Raw genomic sequence first — 701 nt, forward strand, 5'->3', positions numbered from 1 at the left:
GGAACTATTTCCATTCTTTTTTCCTTTGTTAAATAGACACGGACATTCAGCCTATCCAAAGCATTCATATCTGATCCATCCGGGCTTTCCAGCTCCGTCATAGGCTTTAGATCCACTTTTGAATTCGCACCTAATCCCTCTGATACATGATATCCCAAAGTGCTTTCATTCGTATTCGTTACAGAGCTTCTGCTCCCGGCAATTTCGGTTAAAGATAATTTTATAAACACTATCGATGCGCCTAGCAAAATACCAACCCCAAACATCTGCCAAAAACGACTTGTCCTAAGCAGACGCAGCTGCCTTATCAAGCTCTCTCTATTCCGTCTCATGCCTCTCCTTCCCATCCTAGCCGTGAGCTGCAAGCTCCATTCCTTAGAGCTGGATCAGCCTCTCTCTTAATCCNTAGAGCTGGATCAGCCTCTCTCTTAATCCGGCTTTGATGGTTTATTCTATGAGCGGAAATAGTAGGGTAGAACTCGTTCGGCTATATCAACGTCCATATTAATCGTGTCGCAGAGCATCAACAGGCTTCAATCCAGCCGCCTTGTTGGCAGGGAAAATACCAAAAACAATGCCAACTAATGCCGAAAAAACAAACGATGCTAGCACCATATCCGTAGATACGGACGTCTCCGTAGCCATTACTTTCCCGATTACAATAGAAGCAGCGTAGCCAAGTAATATGCCTAGTATGCCAC

Annotated in this window: 2 protein-coding genes; both read right to left on the bottom strand. The window is 44.7% G+C overall.

Translation table 11 applies throughout. The features are described 5' to 3' along the window. On the bottom strand, window positions 1-332 hold a 332-nt coding region (locus FJQ58_RS00910), incomplete at its 3' end, for a hypothetical protein (RefSeq protein ID WP_139990580.1). Between the two features lie 172 nt (window positions 333-504). After that, the coding region (locus FJQ58_RS32750) for an ABC transporter permease (protein ID WP_420799803.1) at window positions 505-701 on the bottom strand (197 nt) is incomplete at its 5' end.

Source organism: Paenibacillus paridis (genome assembly GCF_006345825.1).
GTDB lineage: Bacteria > Bacillota > Bacilli > Paenibacillales > Paenibacillaceae > Pristimantibacillus > Pristimantibacillus paridis.